The 18,547-nt window shown below is 64.3% G+C and carries 17 protein-coding genes; 10 read left to right on the forward strand and 7 right to left on the reverse strand.

The window, feature by feature from the left end; genetic code table 11:
• Position 1: 1 nt before the first annotated feature.
• Positions 2-796 carry an SDR family NAD(P)-dependent oxidoreductase gene (locus tag GK109_RS06775; RefSeq protein ID WP_157239245.1) on the reverse strand — a complete coding sequence of 265 codons (795 nt, stop codon included), beginning with the start codon at positions 794-796 and terminating at the stop codon, positions 2-4.
• A 136-nt stretch (positions 797-932) separates the two neighbouring features.
• Here GK109_RS06775 and GK109_RS06780 point away from each other — a divergent pair, with 136 nt between their 5' ends.
• The 4 genes from GK109_RS06780 (at position 933) to GK109_RS06795 (ending at position 6,121) form a co-directional block, all read left to right on the forward strand.
• Positions 933-2,156 (forward strand): glycoside hydrolase family 76 protein, encoded by a 1,224-nt coding sequence (locus GK109_RS06780; RefSeq protein ID WP_157239247.1) that lies wholly within the window; start codon positions 933-935, stop codon positions 2,154-2,156.
• A gap of 164 nt (positions 2,157-2,320) precedes the next feature.
• Positions 2,321-3,373: an iron ABC transporter substrate-binding protein gene (locus tag GK109_RS06785; protein WP_157239249.1), complete on the forward strand. Its 1,053-nt coding sequence runs from the start codon at positions 2,321-2,323 to the stop codon at positions 3,371-3,373.
• Between the two features lie 4 nt (positions 3,374-3,377).
• Positions 3,378-4,967: an ABC transporter permease gene (locus GK109_RS06790; RefSeq protein ID WP_370460444.1), complete on the forward strand. Its 1,590-nt coding sequence runs from the start codon at positions 3,378-3,380 to the stop codon at positions 4,965-4,967.
• A complete protein-coding gene (locus GK109_RS06795; RefSeq protein WP_370460445.1) occupies positions 4,964-6,121 on the forward strand; it encodes an ABC transporter ATP-binding protein in 1,158 nt (385 codons plus the stop codon). The genes GK109_RS06790 and GK109_RS06795 overlap by 4 nt, the downstream gene beginning before the upstream one ends.
• A 58-nt stretch (positions 6,122-6,179) precedes the next feature.
• Here the strand turns inward: GK109_RS06795 and GK109_RS06800 are convergent, their stop codons facing one another.
• Positions 6,180-6,797, reverse strand: coding sequence for a YdeI family protein (locus GK109_RS06800; RefSeq protein WP_157239251.1), 618 nt, complete (start codon positions 6,795-6,797; stop codon positions 6,180-6,182).
• 107 nt (positions 6,798-6,904) lie between these two features.
• Between GK109_RS06800 and GK109_RS06805 the strand changes: the two genes are divergently transcribed.
• The 6 genes from GK109_RS06805 (at position 6,905) to GK109_RS06830 (ending at position 12,332) form a co-directional block, all read left to right on the forward strand.
• On the forward strand, positions 6,905-7,636 hold the full coding sequence (locus GK109_RS06805; RefSeq protein ID WP_157239253.1) for a VOC family protein: 732 nt from the start codon (positions 6,905-6,907) through the stop codon (positions 7,634-7,636).
• A 93-nt stretch (positions 7,637-7,729) separates the two neighbouring features.
• Positions 7,730-8,269, forward strand: a complete 540-nt coding sequence (locus GK109_RS06810; protein WP_157239255.1) for an NUDIX hydrolase family protein — start codon at positions 7,730-7,732, stop codon at positions 8,267-8,269.
• Positions 8,270-8,357: 88 nt separating this feature from the next.
• The gene (locus GK109_RS06815; RefSeq protein WP_157239257.1) at positions 8,358-9,332 is read left to right on the forward strand and encodes a DUF6707 family protein; all 975 of its coding nucleotides are present in this window, start codon (positions 8,358-8,360) and stop codon (positions 9,330-9,332) included.
• A gap of 83 nt (positions 9,333-9,415) precedes the next feature.
• Positions 9,416-10,144 (forward strand): SRPBCC domain-containing protein, encoded by a 729-nt coding sequence (locus tag GK109_RS06820; RefSeq protein ID WP_157239259.1) that lies wholly within the window; start codon positions 9,416-9,418, stop codon positions 10,142-10,144.
• A 46-nt stretch (positions 10,145-10,190) separates the two neighbouring features.
• Positions 10,191-11,540, forward strand: a complete 1,350-nt coding sequence (tgt, locus tag GK109_RS06825) for a tRNA guanosine(34) transglycosylase Tgt (RefSeq protein WP_370460446.1) — start codon at positions 10,191-10,193, stop codon at positions 11,538-11,540.
• 42 nt (positions 11,541-11,582) lie between these two features.
• The gene (locus GK109_RS06830) at positions 11,583-12,332 is read left to right on the forward strand and encodes a dienelactone hydrolase family protein (protein ID WP_157239260.1); all 750 of its coding nucleotides are present in this window, start codon (positions 11,583-11,585) and stop codon (positions 12,330-12,332) included.
• Between the two features lie 175 nt (positions 12,333-12,507).
• Here GK109_RS06830 and GK109_RS06835 read toward each other — a convergent pair whose 3' ends face one another.
• From GK109_RS06835 to GK109_RS06855, 5 genes are all read right to left on the reverse strand, one after another.
• A complete protein-coding gene (locus tag GK109_RS06835) occupies positions 12,508-13,815 on the reverse strand; it encodes a nitrate/nitrite transporter (RefSeq protein ID WP_157239261.1) in 1,308 nt (435 codons plus the stop codon).
• The gene (locus tag GK109_RS06840) at positions 13,808-15,265 is read right to left on the reverse strand and encodes an FGGY-family carbohydrate kinase (RefSeq protein ID WP_157239263.1); all 1,458 of its coding nucleotides are present in this window, start codon (positions 15,263-15,265) and stop codon (positions 13,808-13,810) included. Before GK109_RS06840 ends, GK109_RS06835 begins: the two co-directional genes overlap by 8 nt.
• Before the next feature lie 27 nt (positions 15,266-15,292).
• Complete coding sequence (locus GK109_RS06845; protein ID WP_370460447.1) at positions 15,293-16,081, reverse strand: SDR family NAD(P)-dependent oxidoreductase; 789 nt, start codon at positions 16,079-16,081, stop codon at positions 15,293-15,295.
• 99 nt (positions 16,082-16,180) lie between these two features.
• Positions 16,181-17,623, reverse strand: a complete 1,443-nt coding sequence (locus tag GK109_RS06850; RefSeq protein WP_231754812.1) for an FAD-binding oxidoreductase — start codon at positions 17,621-17,623, stop codon at positions 16,181-16,183.
• A 282-nt stretch (positions 17,624-17,905) separates the two neighbouring features.
• On the reverse strand, positions 17,906-18,511 hold the full coding sequence (locus GK109_RS06855) for a glycerol-3-phosphate responsive antiterminator (protein WP_197432426.1): 606 nt from the start codon (positions 18,509-18,511) through the stop codon (positions 17,906-17,908).
• Positions 18,512-18,547: the final 36 nt, after the last annotated feature.

Below are 18,547 nucleotides of genomic sequence, written 5' to 3' on the forward strand. Positions count from 1 at the left end.
CTCACTTCGGGCCCATCCGGATGGCGCCGTCCAGGCGGATGGTTTCCCCGTTCAGCATGGCGTTGTCCACGATGTGCGCCACCAGGTTCGCGTACTCGCCGGGCCTGCCCAGCCGTGACGGATGCGGCACCTGCGCGCCCAGGGAGTCTTGCGCCTCCCGCGGCAGGCCGGCCATCATGGGCGTCTCAAAAATGCCTGGCGCGATGGTGACCACCCGGACCAGCGAGCGGGCCAGTTCCCGGGCGATTGGCAGCGTCATGGCCGCCACCGCGCCCTTGGAGGCCGCATACGCCGGCTGGCCGATCTGGCCCTCGAAGGCCGCGACCGAGGCGGTGTTGATGATCACGCCGCGCTCGGGCCCGCCCAGCACCGTGGTGGCCGGCTCGGTGGCTGCCATCGCTGCCGCTGCGAGGCGCAGCACGTTGAAGGTGCCGATGAGGTTCACCTGGATGACCCGGTTGAAGGCCTCGAGCGGAAGCACGCCGTCCCGGCCCAGGACCTTTCCGGGGGTGGCGATCCCGGCGCAGTTCACCACGATCCGCAGCGGGCCAAGGCTGCCCGCGGCGGCGACGGCGGCCTGGACCTCGGACTCGCTGGTCACGTCCGCGGGTGAAAAGACGGCCGACCTGCCTGGAGCGCCGGCCGCGTTCAGTTCTTCTGCGAGGGCAGCCCCTGCCGACGACGGGAGGTCAACCAGCACCACGGAAGCGCCGTCGTCGAACAGGCGCCGGGCTGTTGCCGCCCCCAGGCCGGAGGCACCCCCGGCCACCAGCGCCACAGTGCCGTTGACGTCCATACATCCTCCTTGATGCGCGTCCCCCACGGCAGGCCGGCCGCGGAGGTTAGTTAGTGAATGTTAACTGAAATACGCGAGGCCTGCATCACCGGGGCCCTTCCTGGCCGGCTGGAGGAAGCGGGCTAGGGTGGGATCCATGACGCGTCCGGAGCCCGCCCCTGACCGCCAGGATCTTTCCCACTGGCACGGCAGGGCAAATGAAGCTGCACGATCGGTGACCACGCTCTTCGGCAGGAGGCTGCTGTTCCTGCCGGGCACCCATCTCGGCGCCGTGCAGTGGCCCCCACCTTCCTGGCGCAGGGATCCGAAGGGCGCACTCCCGGGCCCCTGGCATTACTGGTGGCAGGCCCATTACGTTGACTGCCTGGTTGATGCAGGGCGGCGGGAACTCGGCTACGGCGCCACCCCGGCCGCGCGGTTCAACGGCCCGGAACACCCCAGCGCCGGGCGGCTCGCCTCCCGCCTGGTCACCGGCATCCGGCTGCGGAACGCTTTCACGTTCGTCAACAGCTATTACGACGACATGGCCTGGCTGGCGCTTGCCACCCACCGGCTCGACAAGCTGGCCGAGGAGACCCGCAGGCCGGGGCGCGGGCGCAACGCGCGCGTCCGGAAGTCCCTCACCCTCCAGTTCGACGCCGCGTGCACCGCCGACCTGGGCGGCGGCGCTTTCTGGAGCAAGGCGCGGGATTTCAAGAACACCCCGGCCACGGCGCCGGTCGCCCTCTACTTCGCCCGGACGGGCAGCCCCGGGAAGGCACAGGCGCTGCTGGACTGGCTGGGGGCCACCCTCTTCGACCCGGACCAGGGCCTGTACCTTGACGGGGCGCGGCTGAATGCGGCCGGCGAAGTGGTGCTTGAACGGGCGGTCTACACCTACAACCAGGGCCCCGTCCTGGGCGCCCTCCTGGAACAGGGCGGGGAGGCGAACCTTGCCCGGGCAGCAGTCGTGGTGGAGGCGGTGGACCAGCTGCTGACGGTGCCGGCCCCCACCGGCGCACAAACCCCCGGCGAGGGCCGCGTCCTGCGGTGCGAAGGCACGGGCGACGGCGGCCTGTTCACCGGGATCCTCTGCCGCTACCTCGCGCTGGCGGCCGCCGACGCCCGGCTGTCCCCGCAGACCCGCAGCACCGCCGCCACGCTGGTGGCCGATACTGCGGGCGCCTTCTGGGCCGGTCGGCGCCCCGCGGAAGCCGGCCCGGCCGCCGGAAGGAACGGCGCAAGCATCTTCTCCGTACATGCCGCCAAGCCGGCACGGGAAACCTGCCCCGCGGGCACCGCCGTCGAACTTTCCACCCAGCTGCAGGCATGGATGGCTTTGGAGGCCGCAGCAACCCTCCCGGACAGCGCGGGCAATTAGGGCACGCAACAGTTCCGTAATTGTTGTGATCCTGCTCACATAAGGTCATTGTGGTTTGGTGGCTTAGGTATGGCTAACCTACGCTTTTTCACGTAGGCCTCCCGAATCCCCCGGCCCATGAGGACTCCGGTCCCGTTGACTTTTTCCCAGAAAGCAGCCCCTCAATGAAGATCCGCAACAGCGCCTTGGCCGGCATGGCCCTCGCCGCCACCGCAGCCCTCGGACTGACCGCCTGCGGCGGCGGTTCCACTCCGGCAGCCACCGGCTCGTCCGCCGCCGGCGGGGACTCGGGCGGAATCACCGTCTACAACGCGCAGCACGAAAGCCTGACCAAGGAATGGATCGACGCTTTCACGGCGGAGACCGGCATCAAGGTCACCATGCGCCAGGGATCGGACACCGAGCTGTCCAACCAGATCATCCAGGAAGGCGACGCCTCCCCGGCCGACGTTTTCCTGACGGAGAACTCCCCCGCCATGACCCAGGTTGAGAACGCCGGCCTGTTCGCGGACGTGGACGCGGCAACCGCTGCGCAGGTGCCGGCAGAGTTCCGTCCTTCCACCGGCAAGTGGACCGGCATTGCTGCCCGCTCCACCGTCCTGGTGTACGACAAGAACAAGCTCACGGAAGACAAGCTGCCCAAGTCCATGCTGGACCTGGCGAAGCCGGAGTGGAAGGGTAAATGGGCTGCTTCCCCGTCCGGCGCCGACTTCCAGGCCATCGTTTCCGCGCTGCTGGAACTCAAGGGAGAGGCCGCCACCGAGGAGTGGCTCAAGGGCATGAAGGAAAACTTCAAGGCCTACAAGGGCAACAGCACCGCCATGAAGGCCGTCAACGCCGGTGAAGTGGATGCCGCCCTGATCTACCACTACTACTACTACGGGGACCAGGCCAAGACGGGCGAGAACTCCAAGAACGTCAGCCCGTACTACTTCAAGAACCAGGATCCGGGCGCCTTCCTCTCCGTATCCGGCGGCGGTGTCCTGAAGAGCTCCAAGAAGGCTGCTGACGCCCAGGCGTTCCTGAAGTTCATCACCGGCAAGAAGGGCCAGGAAATCCTGAAGGACGGCACGTCGTTCGAGTACGCCATCGCCTCGGATGTTCCGGCCAACGAGAAGCTGGTTCCGATCGCGGAGCTCCAGGCCCCCATCGTCGATCCCGCCAAGCTCAACTCCGAAAAGGTCACCGACCTGATGACCTCGGCAGGACTCCTCTAAATCCGTGACTCCTGATCTCTCGGCTCCCCCTCGGGGGAGCTCGACGACGGCGGGCCGGGGCAGCAGCCCCCGCCCGCCTTTCGGCGTTTCTGCACTGTCCGCGCTGGCGGTGCTGATTGCCCTGTTTTCGCTCGTTCCGCTGGCCTACGTGGTGTACATGACCGCGGCAACCGGCTGGGACACCGCCGTCGAACTCATCTTCCGGCCGCGGGTGGCCGAGCTGCTGCTCAACACCCTCCTGCTGACGGCGATCACCGTCCCGCTGTGCCTGGTCCTCGGTGTCGCCGGGGCCTGGCTCGTGGAACGCACCGCCCTGCGCGGCGCGCGGATCTGGGCTGTGCTCCTGGCCGCGCCGCTGGCCATCCCCGCGTTCGTCAACAGCTACGCCTGGGTCTCGGCGATCCCGTCGCTCGGCGGCCTGGGCTCGGGAGTCCTGATCGCCACGCTCTCCTACTTCCCGCTGGTCTACATTCCCGCCGCTGCCGCGCTCAGCCGGCTGGACCCGGCCATCGAGCAGTCGGCCGCCGCGCTGGGCCTCGGCGCCTGGCGTTCCTTCTTCCGGGTAGTCCTCCCCCAGCTCCGCATTGCCATGACCGGCGGTGCGCTCCTGGTGGCCCTGCACCTGCTCGCCGAGTACGGGGCGTTCGCCATGATCCGCTTCGACACCTTCACCACGGCGATCATGGTGCAGTACCAGTCAACCTTCAACGGTGCTGCCGGAAACATGCTGGCCAGCGTGCTGGTGTTCTTCTGCCTCCTCCTGCTGCTGGCCGAAGTCAGGAGCCGCGGCACCGCCCGCTACGCCCGCATCGGCCCCGGCGCGCAGGCGAAGGCGCTGCGCCTGCCGCTGCACGCGTACCAGGTTCCCGCCCAGCTGTTCCTGGTGGGACTGACCACACTGGCCTTCGGCCTCCCCCTGTTCTTTGTGCTGCGCTGGGTGGCTTCCGGCGGGACCGCCGCCTGGGCCGCGGACGAGTTCCTGCCGGCCCTCCTCGCCACGCTCGGCTATGGCCTGACCGGCGCCGCGGCCACCATCGTGGTGGCATTTCCGATGGCATACCTGGCGGTCCGCCACCCCGGCTGGTTCAGTAAGTCCCTGGAGCTCTCCAACTACATCACCAGCTCCCTGCCCGGCATCGTGGTGGGGCTGGCCTTCGTGACGGTGAGCATCCGGATCGTGCCGGGGATCTACCAGACCGCAGGGGTGCTGGTGGCTGCCTACGTCCTCCTGTTCCTGCCCCGCGCCCTGGTCAACCTCAGGGCAGGCCTGGCCCAGGCTCCGAAGGAGCTGGACGAGGCCGCCCAGGCCTTGGGCAAGCCTCCGCTCGTGTCCTTCGTCCGGGTCACCCTGCGGCTCACCGCACCCGCCGCCGCGGGAGGCGCGGCTCTCGTCTTCCTGGCCATCGCCAACGAGCTCACCGCCACCCTCCTGCTGTCCCCCAATGGGACGCGCACCCTAGCCACAGAGTTTTGGAGCAAGAGCAGCGAGATCGACTACGCCGGCGCCGCGCCGTACGCCCTGCTGATGATCCTGCTCTCCGCGCCGATGACTTACCTCCTTTTCCAGCAGTCCAAGAAAGTAGCCGGACAGTGACAGAACAAGCCCCCTCGAGGCTGCCGGAGCCGCGGGTCGCACCGTCCGTGGCAACCACCACCAACAGCCACCTGGAGATCACGGACGTCACCAAGAACTTCGGCAACCAGGCCGTCCTGAAGGGCGTCAACCTCTCCGTCGCCAAAGGCGGAACCACGGCCATTGTGGGCCCGTCCGGGTCAGGCAAGACCACCCTGCTGCGGCTGATCGCCGGGTTCGAGCACCCGGACACGGGCAGCATTTCGCTGAACGGCACCAAAGTGGCCGGCGACGGCGTCTGGGTGCCTGCGCACAAACGGCACATCGGGTACGTGGCCCAGGACGGCGCCCTGTTCCCGCACCTCAGCGTGGGGCAGAACGTCGCCTTCGGACTCGATCCGGACCGCCTGCCGGGGGGCCGGCGTGCTGTGGCCGGACGGATCAGCGAACTGCTGGAAATGGTGTCCCTGGACCCGGCCATGGCCAAGCGCCGCCCGCACCAGCTCTCCGGCGGGCAGCAGCAGCGCGTAGCGCTGGCCCGGGCCCTGGCACGCGAGCCCGAACTGATGCTCCTTGATGAGCCCTTCTCGGCACTCGACGCCGGGCTCAGGGTAGCCACCCGCAGGGCAGTGGCGAAGGTCCTGAACGAGGCCGGCGTCACCACCATCCTGGTGACCCATGACCAGGCCGAGGCGTTGTCCTTCGCGGACCAGGTGGCTGTAATGCGCGGCGGCAAGCTCGCCCAGATCGGCAACCCGTTCGTGGTGTACACCCGCCCCGCGGACCGGGCCACGGCGGAATTCCTGGGGGACGCGGTCATCCTGGACGCCTGGCTGGAGGGTTCGCTGGCAACCTGCTCCCTGGGGGCGATCCCCGTCCGCAGGCCGCCGGTCCAGGGTCGGGTGCAGCTGATGCTGAGGCCTGAGCAGATCAGGATTGCCGAGGACGGGCCCATCCGGGGAGTTGTGGTGGACACCGACTACTTCGGCCCGGAAACCACGGTGCGCCTGAAACTCTCCGTCCCGCCACAGCTGGCCTCCAGCCCGGACCACCGCTACCCCGGAGGCGGCGAGATCATCACCATCCGGCACTGGAACGCCTCCATCGCCCGGCCCGGCATGGAGCTGTGCCTGCGCGTGGTTGGCGAAGGCGTGGCCTTCCCCCTGGACGACTGACCCCAACTAAGTAGCGCCAAGTGTCGTTTTGGGGCCTCAAAACGACACTTGGCGCTACTTAGTTGGGGGCGGGCGGCGTGGTGGGGGCGGGACCCTTCTTCTGCGGGTACGGAGCCTCGCCCCGCGCCAGCATCTCCACGAACCCGGCAATCCGCCGTTCCCGGGTGGCGGCCTGCACAGCGGAGTTGACCCGGTAAATCAGCGCGAACCGGTTTGTCTTGGTCAGGACGTCGAACATCGCCTGGGCGGCGGGAACCGCGGCAATGGCGGCGGCCAGGTCCGCGGGAACTTCGGCCACGGCCTGCCCGCCGTATGCGTTTGCCCAGCGCCCGTCAGCCTTCGCTGCATTCACGGCCGCCCACCCGGCGTCGGTCATCTTCCCCGCTGCATCAAGCCGCGCCACGTGGCCGACGTTCCGTGCCGACCACGGGCTCCTCCGGGTCCGGGGCGTCATCCGCTGGAGCGACGTGTGCTCATCACGGCGGCGCGTCTGGCCATCGATCCAGCCAAAGCACAGTGCCTCGTCCAGTGCGGCGGCGTAGTCCAGTTCCGTCACGTTTCCGCCCTTTTTGTGCAGGACCAGCCACACGCCGGGGCTGGTGCTGTGGTTCGCCTCGAGCCAGTTGCGCCATGCCACCGCGTCCGGCAGCAGCAGTTCCTCAAGTTCAACGGCCATGCCCCCTATTGTGCTCCTGCAGTCCGCCGTGACAAGCGCCGAGACACCCGCCGGCCCACGTGGCAGTATGGGCCCTAAGCGTCCCGTTCCGACCCGAAGGACAAGCCATGCTCCGCGTCCGCCCCCTTCATTTCACCTCCCGGCCCGACTCCTGGGACACGCTCCTCACGGCGTTGGGCATGGTCATTACCGAGAACGACGCCGGGTGGCGGGTTTTTGACGCCGGCTCCGGCCGCCTCGCCCTCCACACCGTCCCCGCAGGCGCCGCGGAGGACGGCACCACAGCACTGGCGGTGGAGGTGGGCGACCTTGCGGAATTCGCCCGCCGGACCAATCTCGCGGCAGGGGAGGACGGCGCCGCCCCCGCGGAACTCGTCACCGCGGACCATGGCGAGGCCTGCAGGATCACGGCCCCCGACGGGTTCACGTTCCTGGCGGACAAGGCGTCCCACTTTGCGCAGTGCGCGGACGCCGACCCGGCGCTGGCCGTCGCCGGGGTCTGGTTCACCGAGGATCCCGCCGCCGCCGCCCGCACGCTGCAGCACATCGGGGCGCGCCCGCGCCCCGTTCCGGACCAGGACGACACTGCCGACTTTTCCACCAAGAACGGCGGTGTCCTGCTGGTGCGCCCGGCTTCAGGACCGGCACGTTCAGGCCTGGGCTTCGAGTACGACGGCGCGCTGGAACCCCTGCGGGAACGCCTCGCCTCGGCAGGTCAGCAGGTCAGCCTCACGGAGGAAGCGTTCGGACGCACCCTCCATGTAGCCAATCCCGACGCGGGCGGGCCCGGCGCCGGGCACGTACCGGCCACCCTCTGGATCGCCGGGCGCCACGGGTGACAGGCCGCGCCGGGACGACAGCCCGTGCCGACGCATTCCGCCGGCAGCTTAGCCTCGCCCTGCCAGCGGGGTCCCATGGGGTAGAACTTAACCATGAACGTGCGCACTCCTGACCCGAACCCCGGCTGGCTTTCCGAAGAAGACCTCTTTGAGGCGCGCGGGCGACTGCCCATGGTGTACGTGGAGGCAGTGCCGGTGAGGCTGGACCCCCTGGGCTTCGTGAATGAAGTGGGAACCCTGCTCCAGGCGGACGAGGACGGAACCATGGTCCGGTCCCTCGTGTCGGGCCGCGTCATCTATCGCGAAACCATCCGCGCCGCCCTGCTGCGGCACATGGAAAAGGACCTGGGACCGCTGGCGTTCCCGCAGCTGCCCATCAGCCCCGTGCCGTTCACGGTGGCCGAATACTTCCCGGCGCCGTCCCAGACCGGCTTCACCGATGAGCGGCAACACGCCGTGTCGCTGGCCTATGTCATCCCCGTGACCGGTGAGTGCGAGCCCCGCCAGGACGCCCTGGAACTGACCTGGATGACCCCCGCGGAAGTCCTCAGCCCGGGCGTCCAGATGGAGTTTTCCGGCGGCCGCGGTGCCCTCATCCGCCAGGCCCTGGCCTTCGCCGGCGTGGGCTTCTGACACCCCGGCAGCAAGCTGGGGGTCCCCGATTTTAAGGGCCCGCCTTTGTAGACTGTAGGGCGGACCGCAAGAGAACTTAAGGACTCCCATGACCGAAACACCAGCCGCCCGTCACCATCTTGAACAGCAGGCTGGATCCCTGACCACCGGCAGCCACATTGTCCTGCCCGACGGCGGGCGGACAGCGGAGATACACCAGGTTGAGCTTGAACGGGACGATTTCGGGGCGCCCGCGATGGTCCTCGCCAGCCTGTCCGGTGGCGGTACCCTCCGCATCGCGGTGGGCACCACGGTCACGGTGCTGGCGGAAGGGTCCCCGGCAGCAGACGTGCCGCAGGAGCAAGCCAAGCAGCCCGGCGAAGAGCCTGCCTCCACTGCCGCCGTTCCCGCCGTCGTCGTACCTCCCCTCCCGCCGGTCCCGCCCGCGGTGACCGGTCCCAGCGAAGAGGACCTGGCACTGATTCCCGCACCTCAGGGCACTCCGGAATCAGTGGTGGAAGCCGCGGCCGAAACGCACCCCGACGCCCAGGGCGTGTTGCTGCTGGCGGACCGGCTGGCCAAGGGCGTCAACTTCAAGTCCGGCAGCTGCCTGAAGGACCTGAGCGACCTCGCCCACGAACTGTTCATCACCCTCAAGGATGCCGACGGTGCACTTGCCGTTGCCGACCTCCTCAATGTCCTGCCCTTCGACGGGAACCCGGGGCGGTGGGCGTCCGTGGAGGCATCCCTCGCTCTGTCCAGCTACATCTGCCGGCAGGACGGACAGGCGGAGCGGGCCGAGGTTTACGAAAAGCTGATCCGGACCCCGGAAAACCAGGAAACGGATCCGTTCAAGGCCAGGATGGCGGCGAAGGTCCGGCAGCGCTCGCTCAACGAGCCTAACCTGTACGACAAGGAGATCTTCCGCTCCATCGACAACTCCAACCACGACGCCGAGCGCGAATGGCGCCTCCTGCGGCTCGAATCCCTGTTGTTCCTGCGCGCCCACGGGGGCTCGGAAACCATCGGGATGGGCGAACTCGAGCGGCGGATCAGCAACGAGCTGGAAGCCGTCCGCTCCTGACGCTGCCCAACGCCCCGGACAGGGTGCCCGGTTAGGTAATTTGCCCCTTCCCGGCATCCGGCCGGAGTTGTACATTCGGGGCTATGACCAACAATCTGAGCGTAGTGATCAACGCCGACGCGCCGCAGGTCTGGACCATGCTGCGGGAACCGTCCAAAGTAGCCCAATGGCATGGCTGGCAGGCTGAAGACCTGGACGCCGAGATCAAGGAGATCTACTTCTCCGGTGACGTTGAGGAGTCGCCGGACCACACCAGTCTCACCGTTCACGGCGGGGACACTTTTGAACTTCACCCCGAGCCCAATGGAACCCGGGTCAGCGTGACCCGGGGAGCGATTGACCACGATTCCGAGTGGGCCGCCTGGGACGAGGACATCACGCAGGGCTGGCTCACGTTCCTCCAGCAGCTCCGCTTCGCCCTGGAACGCCACCCCCACGGCAAGCGCCACACCCTGTTCCTGCACCTGACGGAAGGTCAGGGCTCAGCGATCGAGAAGCTCGGCCTGGCGGATTTGCCGGCACCGGGTGAAAGCTACCAGCTGGCATTGGGGACCGGCGAGAAGATCAGCGGAAAGGTCTGGTATCGGACCAGCCACCAGGTGGGTGTCACGGTGCACGACTACGCGGAACACGGCGAGGGACTCCTGGTGGTGGCCGACCATCCCGCCATCAAGGACGTGCGCGAAGAGGGCGAAGGGTCCCTGGTCATCGCCTCCACCTACGACCTTGGCGCCGCAAGGCTGGATGCCATCCGCTCATCCTGGGATGCCTGGCGGGCTGAGCACTACCCCGCATCGGAACCGGTCAGCTGACCGGCCCGGTTGCCGGGACGGGGCTGGTTGCTGGCAGACTTGTACGGTGCCAGCCAACCCTGCCCCAGCTCCACACCCTGCCGACGCCCCGTTTGAACCGGGCCCGCGCACTGCCGGCGATGAAGCACGGTCACGGCAGTCGGAGTTTTCCTTCCGGGTAGGCACGCGCCTGGCCGAGAGCTGCCCGCCGTCCGCCCCGCAGGAGGCGTCCAACGGGGGCCGGTTCCTGGGACGTACCGGCACCATCTCCACGCCCCACGGCACGATCCAGACCCCGGCGTTCATTGCCGTGGGAACCAAGGCCACGGTCAAATCCGTGCTGCCCGAGGCCATGGCGGACCTGGGGGCGCAGGCGCTGCTGGCCAACGCCTACCACCTGTACCTGCAGCCCGGTGCGGACATCCTGGACGAGGCCGGCGGCCTGGGCGCGTTCATGAACTGGCCGGGGCCCACGTTCACGGACTCGGGCGGATTCCAGGTGATGAGCCTCGGCTCGGGGTTCAAGAAGGTCATCGACATGAAGACTGTTGCCGCCGCGGGCGCGCCCGGACCGGACGACGCGGTGGCCCCCGGCAAGGAGCGCCTGGCCCATATTGACGACGACGGCGTGTGGTTCAAGAGCCACCTCAACGGCGACCGGCACAGGTTCTCCCCCGAAATCTCCATGCAGGTCCAGCACCGGATCGGAGCGGACATCATGTTCGCCTTCGATGAGCTCACCACCCTGCAGAACTCGCGCGGCTACCAGGAGGAGTCCCTGGAGCGCACCCGGCTGTGGGCGCTGCGTTGCCTTGAGGAGCACTTCCGGCTGACCTCCTCCCGGGCAGGCAAACCGTACCAGGCCCTGTTCGGCGTGATCCAGGGCGCGCAGTACGAGGACCTTCGTCGGAAGGCGTGCCGGGACCTGGGCGCCATGCCGTTCGACGGGTTCGGGATCGGCGGGGCGCTGGAGAAGGAAAACCTGGGCACGATTGTCCGGTGGTGCAACGAGGAGCTGCCCGAGGACAAGCCCCGGCACCTGCTGGGCATCTCCGAACCGGACGACATCTTCACGGCCATCGAGAACGGCGCGGACACCTTCGACTGCGTCTCCCCCACCCGGGTGGCCCGCAACTCCGCGTTCTATACGCCGACCGGCCGGTACAACCTCTCCGGCGCCAAGTACAAGCGGGACTTCGGCCCGCTCCAGGACGGCTGCGACTGCTACGCGTGCACCAACTACTCCCGGGCCTACATCCATCACCTGTACAAGGCCAAGGAGATGGTGTCCGCCACGCTGATCTCCATCCACAACGAGCGGTTCGTGGTGAAAATGGTGGACGACGCCCGCCTGGCCATCGAGGACGGCACCTTCTTCGACTTCAAAGCCGACACCCTGGCGCGGTACTACGGGTAGCCAGCACGCCGCCGTCGGAATTGCGTCCGATATCCTGACCCCATGCTCATTGAAATCCCAGCCGCGGAAGGCACCGCGGAAGCCTTGGTGGCCCGTCCGTCCGGCGGCGGCGGGCCGTTCCCCGGCGTGATCCTGTACATGGACGCCTTCGGCCTGCGCCCGCGCATCGAGGACATGGCGCAGCGCGTTGCCGGCTGGGGGTACGTTGTCCTGGCCCCGAACGTCTTCTACCGGGACGGGACTGTTGCCGAGCTTGCCCCGAAGGGGGAGATGACCACCCCGGAGGGCAGGCAGGCAGCCGGCCAGGCGGCGTTCCCGCGGATTGGCCGGCTCACCGCGGACAAGGCGCTGGCGGACATCGATGCCTGGGTTTCGGCGCTCAGGGCGCTCGACGGCGTTGCGCCGGGTCCCATCGGCACCTTCGGCTACTGCATGGGGGCCAGGCTGGCGGTGCGCACCGCAACGTCCCACCCGGAGGCGGTGGCGGCATGCGGCGGCTTCCACGGCGGCGGGCTGGCCACGGATGAGCCGGACAGCCCGCACCTGCGGCTCGGAACGGCCAGAGCCGAGTTCGTGTTCGGCCACGCGGACCACGACCGGAGCATGGACGCCCAGGCCGTGGCCCGGCTGGGGAAAGCCCTGAAGGCTGCAGGACTTAAGGCATCCAACGAGGTCTACCGCGGAGCATCCCACGGCTACTCCATGGCGGACACCTCGGCCTTCCACGAAGGAGCCACGGAACGGCACTTCCGGGAGCTGCGCGCCCTGCTCGACCGGACGCTGAAGGGCTGACGCCACCTCACTGCGCTCACAGCGGCCTCCAACCGGGCCATCAAAACCCGGCGGTCTCACCCGACCAGGAAGCGCTCGGCCGGGATATCCCGGCCGAGCGCTTCCTGACCCGGTGACGGCGGGCTAACCGCAGGTTCCCCAAAACCTTTGGTTTATCGCCACTGGCAGGACCAAGCTAGCTGGCCGCCTGCAGCTCTTCGTCCGCGTTCGAACTCTCAAGGTCGTTGCGCCTCTTCATCAGAACCGCAAAGTAGCCGGCTGCCAGCGCCCCCACCAGACCGATGCCTCCGGTGACGGCAAAGAAGAAGTTGTTGGCGCCAGCCACGTTGTCGCCAAAGGCAGTGTAAATGGCGCTGCTGATCTGCGGAATAACAATGTCTGGAAGATAGCCGACAAATGAGATGATTCCGATCGCGATGCCGGTAGCGGCCACGGGTACGCGGCAATCATCCAGGAGGGACCAATAGATTCCACGAATTACGTACATGAACAGTCCCACCAGTACGACCAGGACGTAGACGGCGCCGACGCCCCAATTGCCGGGGATGAGAGCGAGTCCGATCAACCCCACAGCTGCAACGACCATGGAGATCGAAAGAACACGCGCTTTGCCGAACTTATCGGCAAGGTACCCGCCCCCGAAACCGCCGATGGGACGCATCCACAAAACGATGACAGTCACCACACCCGCGCTGACCGGGGTGACAGCATGATTGACGTCGAGGTAGCCCGAGAAGTAATAGTGGCCCCAAAACAGGGTGTACCCGCAGAACAAGACCACAGTCATGACCCACACTTCACGGATTTTCAAGATTCGTCTTACTGCGGCGATCGTCGACTCAGCGGGCTCGCTGACCAGGTCCGGCGTCCTACGCTCACTTTCCGACAACGCAAAGAAGACGAGTATCGCAACCACAACCAGAACTGCACAGTACATATACACCACGCCTTGGAACCCGGCTTTGGTGTTTTCGATGTTCGATCCGTTACCCACAAAGAATGCGAACACGCCTACCGCAATGCTGGCCAGAATGGCTTCGACTAAACCTCGCCCGCCGTCCAGGGCTCCAAAGTACTTGCCTTCCTCGCTCTTATCCGCCAGCAGGCTGACGGTCTTGAGAATCGCACTCCAGAAGGTGAAGACCGTGGCAAAGCCCCAGATCAGATACACGTATACGAGCATGGACTTATCGGGGATCTGCGCATAGTACAACCCGGTCGCTGCCGTGAGGAGCAGTGAGAATGTGATCAGGTACCTGACAGGGATCTTATCCGCCAGCCATCCACTGGGAATATAACCCACGACAAATATAATGCCGAGCATTGAGTAAAGCCCCGACAGTTCCGAATTGGACAGGCCAAAGACCTCTAGAATGGTCGACTCAAAGTTCTGGCGAAGGTATACGAGTGGATAAATGGATCCAGCGGCGAGAATAAGCAAAGCTAGCTGAATAATCTTCTTTGATTTGCCTAGCTTAGGCATAAGAGGTGTCTCCTTGGTTGTCTAATAGGATGCGGTGGGTCTTTTCCAGGATGGCGTCTGTTTGGGCCGTGATCTCCGCCGAGACGGAGCGAAGTTGTTGATACAGCGCGACATTGGCGGGATTGGGTTCGAACCGATCCCTGCGCCGAACCATGTGCGAAGAAGCCTCATCAAAAGAGGGGTAGACACGGCAAGCCACCGCGACGCAGATCGCAGCGCCTAGTCCAGCCCCATCACGGACCACGTTTCTTTCAACCGGAATATTGAAAACGTCCGCGAAGATCTGCATGCATAGATCGCTTTTTGAACCGCCGCCCGAAAGAACCAGTGTTTCGATGCTGGCTTCCCGTTCGGACAGCATCGCATCCATGTTCGTTTTCATTGTGAACGCTATTGCTTCAAGGACGGCGCGGTACATATGCGCGTATCCATGACGTTCATCGAATCCGATGAACATCCCTTTCTTGTATGGCTTGTTGGGAGGTGCCAGCCAATCGAGGACACAGAGCAGGCCCTCACTGCCCGCGGGAACGGTTGATGCCAAGCCATTGAGGTATTCCTCGCTGCTCACGCCGGCCTTTCCGGCGGCGTGGGTTATTTCGGCCCCAAGCAAGTTTCGCAACCACGACACCGTCCACATTCCACGACGAATACCGGCACTTTCGTAGATATAGCGGTGTGGCTGGGACGCAAAATTCGAGAAGTAGCTCTTAGGTTCGGCCACAAAATCGTGTCCCAGGATCATGCCTGCAATGTAGGTCCCCAAGGACACCAGACCTGTCCCCTCGTCGCGGAGTCCGGAACCGAGAGCCTCGGCAGCTTTGTCGTTGGCTGTATGGACAACAGGGATACCCTGAGGGATTCCGGTGTCGGCGGCAAAACCGGCGTTGACGTACCCGCCAATTTCGCCAGGCATCTGCAGCCGATACAGCATGTTGTGCGGCACCTTGAACGAGTCAAATCGTCCCTGATCGCTGAACCAGTTCCAGGTTTGACCGTCCATTGGCCACGGGCCGATGTAGTTGGCCGCGGTGTCAGTGAACTCCCCTGTGAGCCGGGCCATCAGGTAGCCGGAGGCCGTGGTGACGTAAGCGACATCGTCGTTGCTGTGCTCATATGCCTCGGACAGTCGACGGTCCATCCAGCTTTGCACTGGTTCGGCAAGGGTGCCGTCGCTGCGAACCAGGGCGCGGCAGCACCGAATGGTGCATAAGCCGACGCCGATAATGTCGGCAGGGTTTCCGGTGAACGCCTTCATTACGCGGCTGGCTGCTGCGACGATCGAATCGTAAAGGTCATCGTTGGGATGTTCGGCGATGCCAGGCCCCGGCGTTGACATCGGTTCCAGGGACTGGCTTGCCTCACACACGATCCGTCCATGTGTATCAAAGATGACTACCTTCGAACTTTGCGATCCCCCGTCGAGTCCGATGATGTACTTGGTGGTCATGGTTCGTGTCCTAATCTGCTGAAGGTGTTAGCGCACCAGGTAGCCGCCGTCGACGCTCAGGATGTGACCATTGACGTAGTCAGATGCTCGGCTGGCAAGAAATACGGTCGCTCCCATGAGGTCTTGCGTCTGCCCCCAGCGGTTGGCGGGGATATGGTCCAGGACTCGCTGGTTGGTCTCCGGGTTTGCCCTGGTTGCCGTGGTCAGTTCGGTGGCGTAGTAGCCGGGCGCTATTCCATTGACCTGGATACCGAATTGCGCAAGTTCATCGCAGTAGGCTTTCGTGAAACCCGCGATGCCGTGCTTCGTTGCTGCGTAGGCTGGCGACCACTGGCCGCCAAGGAAAGTGAATACGGAGCAAATGTTGATGATCTTGCCCCTGCGCTGCGGGACCATGTGTTTGGCGCACTCATGTGACATCTCGAAGGCTGCGGTGAGGTTCAACGCCACCATTGGATCCCACTGTTCACGGGTGTATTCGAGGACGTCAGGCTCGTTGATGCTGCGGCCCGCGCAGTTGACCAGAATGTCGACGCTGCCGAATTCCGCTATACAGGCGTCAACCACTTTTTTAGGGTTTCCGGCGACTGTGATATCCGACATGACGTACGCATATTTAGCTCCGGCAGCCTCCACCATGGCTCCCGTTGCGCCGTCGTCAGGCATGATGCTTGCCGCCAGAACATTCGCTCCAGCTTTCGCCAGCGCAAGGCTGAACGCCTGACCGAGCCCTGTGTTTCCTCCGGTGACAATGGCATTCATGCCTTTGAGTGAAAAGAAATCCATCTGGAAATCTGTGATGCTTGCTTCGGACACGTGCACTCCTTTGTGTGTCTTGAACCAGGCCCGGCTCGGCAAGGGTGTGGGCATGACTGCACCCACCCTTGCCGCGCTGGCCGAGACTGTGCCTATACGTCAGAGCGGAAAAATGGTTCCGCGGTTCATGATGCCGTTCGGATCGAAGGCAGATTTAAGGGTCTCCAGCATGTAGAGCGACGACCCATATTCCTCGGCGAGGAAGTGCGTCCGATGCTTACCGACGCCGTGGTGGTGGCACATGGAACCACCGTGTTTGAGCGTTTCCTCAACAATGATGTTTTGGATGGGGTCGTGGTAGGTGGTGCGTTCCTCAGTGGGTTCCACGTCGATCTTGTAGTAGTAGACAAAGTACATGTTGGTGCCATTGAGGTAGCTGTGGCTCGAGTGGCCGCCCAGCAGGCTGAAATCAGCGGACACCTCTTTACGAATCCTGGCAATGGCGCTCTCGTAAATATCGTTAATTACGCTCCAGTTGCCGGAGACTTCTGTCGTGAAACCGTTGTTCAAGGTCTCGCGGATTTCAATTCTTTCCTCTTCGATCTTGGAAACGTCCCAATTTAGATTATTGAACCAATCTTCAATGAGAGAATCCTCGACACGTTCTGCTGAATCGAATGAGGAAACAATCTCTTCAATTGCGGCCCCGGTCGCATCCGCGATGCGCTTTGGCCCCTCGGCCATAAAGATCAATACGCAGCGGCCGTCGGAGAAATGCTTGAAGTGGTAGAGGCCGTCTTCTTTGTCATATAGCCGCGCGACCGAGGGGCGATACCCCTGGGTCACAACTTCCCGAAGGATTTCGAACCCGGTCTTCATATCGTTCAGGAGGTAGCCGTAGAACCTGTTGTTCTCGGGGTAGTAGCGGAAGATCTTGACGCTTACTTCAGTGATGAAGTTGAGTGCGCCTTCATTTCCGATGACCAGGTGTCGGATGTCCGGTCCGGCCGCGCGGCGCGGAACGTTTTTGATGCGGCAGATTTCGCCGTTGGGGAATACGGTCTCTACTCCGACCAACATGTCCTCGATGCCGCCGTAGAGAGTCGAGAACTGGCCGATGGAACGGGTGGCAACGAGTCCGCCGAACTGGGCGAGAGGCTTCGACTGCGGCGAATGCCCCGTGGTATAGCCGATTGCTCGGAGCTCATTTTCGAGGTCCTCCAGGCAGACACCGCACTGGACAGTCGCAATCATGTTGTCGGTATCAATGTTGATGATCTCGTTCATGGTCGACCCATCGAGCACGATGGAGTTTTCGACCACTGTTTCGAGACCGCCTTCTGTTGCCGACCCTCCGGTCTTTGGCACGACGTTCACGCCATATTCGTTGGCGAATTTCAGAACTGCGGAAACTTCCTCAGGGGTGCTGGGTCGTACCACCGCTGCCGGCAAAGGCAGCGAGTATATTCCGAACACGTTCTCGACTTTGTAGTACCTGTCCACACTGTTTTCTTTCAGTGTCTGCTCGTCGGTTATCACTCGCGCACGGCCAAGGATGTCGATGTAGGCATTCACGATTTCTTCGCGCGTTAGGGTTGTCAATTTAGCTGATTCCATTCGTTCTAGCGGTATCGGTTTGCTTTGGCTCTTGCACTGCCTGCCCTGCAGGCGGAAGGCACAAAAAAAGAGAACAGCAATCCCCTGATATTTGGGGTCGCTGTTCTCTAGTGTTTAGCAACTGTCATTGGCTTGCGCCGTGACCGTTATTTAGTTTTTGGTTGTGAGAGAGCGTAGCACAGGGACGCGGACCTGGCCAGAGGGAGGCTGGTGGGCCTGGACACCGCTGACGTGAGGAGTCCTGACTTGAACCAGAATACCGGCAGCCTACATCAGCCATACATCGCGGTTGGACGACGCAACTGCTGTGGCGCCAGCACCCAGGGCACCAATGACGTCTTCCTTGTCGCACACCAGTCCCCCCGCGATAAGGGGGAGATCAGTGTCTTCACGGATCCAGGAGATGACCCGGGGCATGCACCCTGGCAGGATCTCGATGGCGTCCGCTCCGGACAGGCTGACCTGCTTCGGCAGATTGTTGTAGCTGAAGGAATCGATGAGGAAGAGACGATGGATTGCCAGGAGTCCCGCGGTCTTTGCAGCCCGGACTATGACGGCCTTTGAGCTTAGGACTCCGTCCGCCCGCGTGTTCGCCTTGAGGAAATCGACAACAACCGGCTTGCTGGAAAAACCGTCAAGCAGATCAACATCGACGAATACAGTCTTTCCTGCAGCTTTCAGGGTCTCCACGATTCGGCGAATGCTCATAACAGACCCAAAGAGCACAAAAACTACTGGGCAGTGAACGCCCAGGACCGCTCGTAGCCCGTCCTCATCCTTGATGCTTGGGATCACGGGGTGATCTGTCAGCACTGCGGTAATCCGTGCTGAAGCTCCAGTCGCACGGCCGCGCTTCGTCGTTGATTCTGCCACTGCTTTTCTCCTGTGCTAAAAGAACCCATCCATGAC

Origin of the sequence: Pseudarthrobacter sp. GA104 (assembly GCF_009741265.1) — a bacterium.
GTDB lineage: Bacteria > Actinomycetota > Actinomycetes > Actinomycetales > Micrococcaceae > Arthrobacter.

Excerpts from the sequence above, each read along its gene's own strand:
- GK109_RS06775 (WP_157239245.1), bottom strand. The coding sequence starts at position 796 with ATGGACGTCAACGGCACTGTGGCGCTGGTGGCCGGGGGTGCCTCCGGC.
- GK109_RS06780 (WP_157239247.1), top strand. The coding sequence starts at position 933 with ATGACGCGTCCGGAGCCCGCCCCTGACCGCCAGGATCTTTCCCACTGG.
- GK109_RS06785 (WP_157239249.1), top strand. The coding sequence starts at position 2,321 with ATGAAGATCCGCAACAGCGCCTTGGCCGGCATGGCCCTCGCCGCCACC.
- GK109_RS06800 (WP_157239251.1), bottom strand. The coding sequence starts at position 6,797 with ATGGCCGTTGAACTTGAGGAACTGCTGCTGCCGGACGCGGTGGCATGG.
- GK109_RS06805 (WP_157239253.1), top strand. The coding sequence starts at position 6,905 with ATGCTCCGCGTCCGCCCCCTTCATTTCACCTCCCGGCCCGACTCCTGG.
- GK109_RS06810 (WP_157239255.1), top strand. The coding sequence starts at position 7,730 with ATGAACGTGCGCACTCCTGACCCGAACCCCGGCTGGCTTTCCGAAGAA.
- GK109_RS06815 (WP_157239257.1), top strand. The coding sequence starts at position 8,358 with ATGACCGAAACACCAGCCGCCCGTCACCATCTTGAACAGCAGGCTGGA.
- GK109_RS06820 (WP_157239259.1), top strand. The coding sequence starts at position 9,416 with ATGACCAACAATCTGAGCGTAGTGATCAACGCCGACGCGCCGCAGGTC.
- GK109_RS06830 (WP_157239260.1), top strand. The coding sequence starts at position 11,583 with ATGCTCATTGAAATCCCAGCCGCGGAAGGCACCGCGGAAGCCTTGGTG.
- GK109_RS06835 (WP_157239261.1), bottom strand. The coding sequence starts at position 13,815 with ATGCCTAAGCTAGGCAAATCAAAGAAGATTATTCAGCTAGCTTTGCTT.
- GK109_RS06840 (WP_157239263.1), bottom strand. The coding sequence starts at position 15,265 with ATGACCACCAAGTACATCATCGGACTCGACGGGGGATCGCAAAGTTCG.